Annotated in this window: 6 protein-coding genes; 1 reads left to right on the top strand and 5 read right to left on the bottom strand. The window is 28.6% G+C overall.

Annotated features, from left to right (window positions below):
* Positions 1-69 precede the first annotated feature (69 nt).
* The 4 genes from EG57_RS26610 to EG57_RS26880 all read right to left on the bottom strand — a co-directional run bounded on the left by EG57_RS26610 (position 70) and on the right by EG57_RS26880 (position 4,336).
* Positions 70-2,232: a sensor histidine kinase gene (locus EG57_RS26610; protein WP_242859927.1), complete on the bottom strand. Its 2,163-nt coding sequence runs from the start codon at positions 2,230-2,232 to the stop codon at positions 70-72.
* Complete coding sequence (locus EG57_RS0224505) at positions 2,216-2,908, bottom strand: response regulator transcription factor (RefSeq protein ID WP_029163699.1); 693 nt, start codon at positions 2,906-2,908, stop codon at positions 2,216-2,218. The genes EG57_RS26610 and EG57_RS0224505 overlap by 17 nt, the downstream gene beginning before the upstream one ends.
* Before the next feature lie 255 nt (positions 2,909-3,163).
* Entirely contained in the window at positions 3,164-4,165 is a 1,002-nt protein-coding gene (locus EG57_RS0224510; protein WP_032079699.1) for a WG repeat-containing protein, read from the bottom strand.
* A gap of 15 nt (positions 4,166-4,180) precedes the next feature.
* Entirely contained in the window at positions 4,181-4,336 is a 156-nt protein-coding gene (locus EG57_RS26880; protein ID WP_007064043.1) for a hypothetical protein, read from the bottom strand.
* Between the two features lie 451 nt (positions 4,337-4,787).
* Between EG57_RS26880 and pepV the strand changes: the two genes are divergently transcribed.
* Entirely contained in the window at positions 4,788-6,179 is a 1,392-nt protein-coding gene (gene pepV / locus EG57_RS0224515; RefSeq protein WP_032079700.1) for a dipeptidase PepV, read from the top strand.
* 345 nt (positions 6,180-6,524) lie between these two features.
* On the opposite strand, the gene EG57_RS0224520 is transcribed toward pepV, so the two are convergent.
* Complete coding sequence (locus tag EG57_RS0224520; RefSeq protein ID WP_032079701.1) at positions 6,525-7,115, bottom strand: 3'-5' exonuclease; 591 nt, start codon at positions 7,113-7,115, stop codon at positions 6,525-6,527.
* Positions 7,116-7,205: the final 90 nt, after the last annotated feature.

The following is a 7,205-nucleotide window of genomic DNA, read 5'->3' on the forward strand; positions in this document are numbered from 1 at the left end:
CACGGAGTAAAAGTTAAAATCCAAACTTCCACTGCACCTTTGCGTCGTAATATTTTTAAACTGCGAAAGTTAAGGTTTCGCTTGATCAAATTGAACTATGGCCTTAAAAAGATCTCCATCGATTTCTATATTAAGCTTGCCACCTTGAAGTTCCACAATACTTTTGGCAATTGCAAGGCCTAATCCTGACCCTTCTGTATTTCTTGACTTATCCCCTCTTTTAAATCTTTCAAAAATTTCTTCTGCATCAAAATCCATTTCATAAGAAGAAATATTTTTCATGACAATTAAAATTTTGTTATCTTCTTCCACTAAATTAATATATACTCTAGTATTAGGTGCTGAATATTTTATAATGTTATTTATCAAATTTTCAAACACTCTCCAGGTCTTTTTTCCATCTAAATTAGCATAGACATGCTTATTTAAATACTTTACTCTAAGGGTTAATGAAGCTTTTTTTATTTTCTCCTCTAGTTCTGCTATAGATTGCTCTAATAAAGCTGACACATCTACTTTTTCTATATTTAACTCTACTGATCCGCTGGACATTTTTGACGCTTCAAATAAGTCTTCTATAAGTACTTTAAGTCTCTCAGCTTTTCTATCTAAAACCCCAATATATCCTTTAATTTCATCTTCTGACAAGCCTTCTTTTTTTAATAAATTTATATAATTTATTATAGATGTAAGTGGTGTTTTTAAATCATGAGATACATTTGTTATAAGCTCTGACTTAAGCCTCTCACTTTTCACTTGACTTTGAAGGGATTTCTTATATCCTAATTTTATATTATTAATGTTATGTGCTATTTTTGATAGGTGACTTTCCTCTTTTTCTTTTATAACATAATTCAAATTTCCTGAAGCTATTTCTTCAGTTCCCCTTAATATTTCATTTAAATAATCTACTTTTTTAAACATAATACGTAAAATTAAAATTATATATGCTAGTCCAAGTATAGCTCCTAATACTATATTATGTGATATTATTACTAATATAATTGTAAACAAAGTAAGTATAATTGTAATAATTGTAATAACTAAAATCTGAAGTTTTAAATCCTTAGCTATAAAGCTTCTTTTCATAACATTAATTAACCTACAACTTAAACTTTCATTCCACTTATTCAAAAGTTCTTTTTTATTTTTCATAAGTTTTATAAAAACCTCGATGCTAAATATAGCATATGCCACATAAATACTAACAATTGTAAGCTTAATAAAATGTTTAACTCCTAATGGTTTATAGAAGAAACTAAGTTTTAGCATATATCCAAGCATTATAGCTGTGTAAACACAAAATATAAGTATGTTTATATCTATAGGCAGCTTTTTATATGAACTTTTTACTTGTTTTATAAAAGTTATTTTCAAGTTTTCATCTTTTTTAATGCCTACTAATATTAAAAGTGCTGCGATTAATGAAACAACTCCTATTAACATCTCTTTAATAAGTCTACTTCTAACTGAATTGTAGTAATTATAATTTTCTATTATATAATTATTAGAAGCTGATTGTTTTGGAATTATAATATAACCTTCCCAAGAAGAGCTTTTAAATATGGAATTAGTATTCCCAAACTTCCTACTTTCATCTCTTTTCAATGGAAACTCAATAGTAAAAAGTGATTCTTTTTGTATATATTCTTGAATTGTATCCTGCCCTGTTAAGTTATGATATATTTCATTTGTTTTTGTATTTTTAATATAATATTTTATATCATTTCTATTTTGCACACTTTTCTTAATTGCTTCATAATCTTTATCATATCTTGATGCAACTTCCTTCTTAAGTTCCTCATCAGTTTTAGTGTTTTCCTTTTTTACTTCTTCAAGCTTTTTGCTTTTTTCATCCATTAATTTATTAACTTTATCTTTATCTGAAATCCTTTGTGCTTGTTGTATATCATTATTATACTTATTTTCAACTTCAGCTTGTGCATTTCTTAGCTTATCTTCATAAAACAGCTTTAATCCATTTATATCTTCTTTGCTAGCTTTATTTTCTCCAAATTTATCATTATAATCTTTATAATATCCATAAAAGTTGCTTAAATTTTGGCAATAACTATATACTTCTTGTCTAAATTCATCAGTATCAAAATAGGTTTTATGTTCAATATAATTATAATTTTTAACAATATCACAAGCAGACAACACCGAAAATGCAGCTGCAAATATGCTAAAAGCACATAAACAAATATATATATACTTATTTTTCAATTTTATACCCAATTCCCCACACCACCTTTAAATATCTAGGTTCTCTTGGATTGATTTCTATTTTTTCTCTTATTCTTCTTATATGTACTGCTACAGTATTTTCTCCATTGTAATAAGGTTGTTTCCAGGCTTTTTCATATATTTCTTCAATTGAAAATACTCTTCCTTTATTCTCCATTAGCAGCTCTAATATTCTATACTCAATAGCTGTAAGTCTTATTTCTTCTCCATCAACAGTTACCATCTTTGTCTTCTTATCCAAAACTAACCCTTTAATAGCAATTTTATTACTGTTCTTTTTATAATTTCCCAGATCTATATATCTTCTAAGTTGAGATTTAACCCTGGCCACTAACTCTAAAGCGTTAAAGGGTTTTGTCATATAGTCATCCGCTCCCACATTAAGTCCAAGTATCTTGTCCATATCTTCAGATTTTGCAGAAAGCATTATTATAGGAATATTTTTACTCTCCCTTATTTTAAATGTAGCCTTAATCCCATCCATTCTTGGCATCATAATATCCATTATAATAAGATGAATTTCTTCTTCCTCCAAAAGCATTAAAGCATCTATGCCATCTTTAGCTTTAAATACTCTTATACCTTCATTTTTCAAATAAATTTCTATTGCTTCAGTTATTTCTTCTTCATCATCTACAACTAAAACATTATACTTTTCCATATTCTCTTCCACCTTTCTTTATAAATTATATCATTTTTAATCCCTCCTTTGCTTCGGCTACAAACTAATTATACTAGAGAATTTTTACAAATAACTTATCAAAGTTCTTACAAATTTCTTAACAAAAGCTTTTATTGAGATTAAAAAAGCTGTAAAAGTATGATATTATACTTTCACAGCTTTCTATTTCTAATTCAATTTTTCTTAAAATAAGACTCAATAAACTATTCTATAAATTTAAAACTCTATCCAACTTTAAAGCTTCCAGATATAATCACCACTTTTGTTTATATACCTGGTTCTATTTTCAAAAATAACTTTTGCAACACCATCTACAAATTTTGATACTTCATCAAAAATTGGTTCTATAATGAACTTTCCTGATTTATTTATGTATCCCCATTTAGCATTTACCTCTACAGATATTAAGTCTTCACTTATGCTATCTACATTATCAAATTTTACAGGAATTATTTCCGCTCCAGATTTATCTATAAATCCATACTTGTCTTTAATAGCAACTGCTGCAAATCCTTCAGAAAAATTATCTGCCCAATCATATTTAGGTGAAATTATCATTTCTCCTTTTGTATTTATAAAACCATATTTACCATTGCCCTCTACTACTGCTAATCCTTCAGAAAAACTATTAGCTTCCCTATACTTAGGCGCAATTACAGTATCTCCTGATTTGTTAATATATCCATACTTATTATTTACTTGAACTACTGCTAGCCCTTCTGAAAATCCATAAGCATAATCATATTTTGCTTCTATTACTTCCTTGCCAAGCTTATCTATATATCCTAATTTACCTCCTAATTGAACCAAAGCTAATTCTTCTTTAAAATCATCTGCATATAAAAATTTGGGCTCTATTACTGATTTTCCTTCTTTATCTATGTATCCCCACTTATATCCTAATTTTACTGCTGCCAATCCTTCTGAAAAATCATAAATCTCATCATATTCAGCTTTTACAAGCAATTTCCCTGTATTATCTACACAACCATACTTTCCGTTTACTTCAACTATCGCTAGGCCTTCTTTAAAATCATAAGCATCATCATATTCAACTTTAACTACTATATCTCCTTCTTTGTTTATAAATCCAAAATTTTCTTCAATGCTTACCATAGCTAATCCTTCACTGAATTCTTCAGCATAATCAAAATTAGGTTCTATAGAAATTTTTCCTGTATTGTCTATATATCCATATTTACCATCTAATTTTATTGGATAAAGTACTTTTTCCATTTTGCATTATCTCCTCTACTTATCAAATAATCCGCCTGTCTTTTTATTTATTATAGCTTTTCTAGTTCCACCTATATTTTTGTCTGCTCTTAAATGTGAGCCTTGCTGAGCGCTTTTTTTCTTCTTAGCCTCAATTATTTTTTTCATCATTTCAATATTTTTATCTGACATTTCCTATTCTCCTTGTACATATCATAATATATTTCTCATTCTCACATTATACTATATTATTTTATTCTATTTGCATTAATTTATAAATTTTCTACATAATATAAAGTAATTTAATGAATTTTTAAAATGTACTTTTTATAAATATTCACTTTTTTTACTATAATATGAGTAATATGAAGGTATAACTAACTGAAATGAATATATTAATTATTTTATTGGTATTTCACTAAGATATTTGCTATAATGCAGTTTAATAACTATCTTTAAATATGATAACATGTATATTGTATACCTATAATTATAAAAAACAAATTAATACATATAACTATAGTTGATATAATTAATATTTTTATTTCCCATGTAAAAGGTTTACATTATTTTTTTATTATATACAAAATAAGGACCGAATATCTTTCGATAAGAGCCCTAAAAAAATAGGAGGAATGACAATATGGAAATAAATAAAAAGATTGACGAACTTAAAGAAGACTTAATAAAATCTTCTCAAGAACTCGTAAAAATTAAAAGTATTGAAGAACCTGCAAAAGAAGGTATGCCTTATGGTGAAGGTGTACACAATGTGCTAAATAAAACTTTAGAAATTTGCAAAAATCTTGGTTTTAAAACAGTAAATATGGATGGATATGTTGGTTATGCTGAATATGGTGAAGGAGAAGATTATGTTGCTGTACTCGGTCACTTGGATGTAGTTCCAGAAGGAGATGGATGGATATACCCACCATATGGTGCAGAAATTCATGATGGAAAAATGTATGGAAGAGGAACTATGGACGATAAAGCTCCAATAGTGGCTGCACTTTATGGACTTAAAGCTATAAAAGATTTGAATCTCTCATTATCTAAAAAAGTTAGAATTATATTTGGTACAAATGAAGAATCAGGTTGTAATGAAATATCTCACTACTTAGAAAAAGAAAAAGCTCCTATATCCGGTTTTACTCCAGATGCAGAATATCCAATAATATATGGCGAAAAAGGTATTACAATATTTGATGTAACTAAAAAATTAACTGTGAAATCTACTGGTGATGTAGTCATTAAATCTTTAAATGGTGGCCAAAGAGCCAATGTAGTTCCTGATTACTGTGAATCATTAGTATCATCTAAAAATACTGATGATATTATTAATGCTGCTAAAGAATTTAAAAATAGAACTGGTTATAATGTAACTGCAGAAATTAAAGATAATATGGTAGTTATAAAATCAGTTGGTGTTGCTGCACATGGAAGCCTACCTCATTTGGGAAAAAATGCTATAATGCAAATGTTTAAATTTCTTGGAGAGCTACCTCTTGGAAAATGTGATATTGCAGATTATATAAATTTCTTTAACAAATATGTAGGATTTGAAACTGATGGAAAATCTTTCGGAGTATATCTTGAAGATAAAGAATCTGGAAAGCTTTCATTTAATGTTGGCACAGTATCTATGGATGAAGAAAAGGTTTCCATGGCACTTAATTTAAGATATCCTGTAACATTTAAATATGAAGATATGATGACTCCATTTAATGAAAAAATAGAAGCTGCTGGTATAACAATTGAAAACATGCTCCATCAAAAGCCTTTATTTTTCCCAGCTGATCACCCTCTTATAAAGTCATTACAAAAAGTATATACAGACCAAACCGGTAAAGAAGCAAAGCTTCTTGCTATTGGTGGAGGTACTTATGCTAAAGAAATACCAAACATAGTTGCCTTTGGACCAATATTCCCTGGAAAACCTGATCTTGATCATCAGGCAAATGAATATATTGAAATAGATGACTTAGTACTTAATGCTAAAATCTATGGTCATGCAATTTATGAGCTTGCAAAATAGTTAGTATTATAAAAATATTGCGACTCAAGCGTATGTAAGCGAAGTAACTTTCAACTGTATTCCGGCTGATATATGCAGTGATATATGATAAGTGTTTCATCACATTAGCTAAATTGTTTTAATATTATTCTTAGATTGAGGATTTGGAAAGCCTTAGAACTTTAGTCCTGTCTGAGGGAACCGAGTTTGACAAAGTTCTTAGGTTTTCCAAATCTTCAAGCTTTAGAATAATTAAAACATTTAGCCGTGATGAAACACTTATCATATATCACGGAGTAAAAGTTAAAATCCAAACTTCCACTGCACCTTTGCGTCGTAATATGCTTATATTACTAATTTTATGTATTACAAATCATAACCTAATTTTCTAGCTTTATAGTAACAAGATACAAGTCCTGCTACATCATACCTAGCATCGTGAAAATCAACATCATCACAACTAAAAAGCTTTTTAGCACCTTGAAGTACCTTATTTTGTTCTACTCTGAGAAAATCCATTGTCTCTTCCAATCTTGGATTTTTGGGCCTACCATTTCTTGTTTTTGCATTTACTTTTGATTTAAAATACTGCATAGTACAAAAAAATTTATTAGGATTCCAGTCTCTATTATTTAATCTATCAAATTCAGCAGTAACAAATTTTTGATCAAACTTTACATTATGTGCAATAAAAATTCCTCCTTCTAAATCTTCAGCTACTTCTGAAGCTACATCTTGAAACACTTGTCCCATAGATAGGTTTTTTAATTTTTCCACACTAAAGCCATGTACAGCTTCTGCAGACGGTTCAACATAATCTACATCAAAGAAAAAATTCTTTGCAAAACAAACCTTCTCTTCCCCTCTAGAATTTATATCACAAACACAATATGTAAGTTGTATAATTTGTCCTGGTTCAAGCCCTGTAGTTTCTGTATCTAAAAAAATTTTTTTCATATGAATATACTCTCCTTATTATGTTCAATTTATAGTCGCTTGCGGAATTCCGCAAGCGTTGATTCGCCTAACTTTTTAGCCGTTAGGCTT

Origin of the sequence: Clostridium drakei, assembly GCF_000633595.2 — a bacterium.
GTDB classification, from domain to species: Bacteria; Bacillota; Clostridia; order Clostridiales; family Clostridiaceae; genus Clostridium_AM; species Clostridium_AM drakei.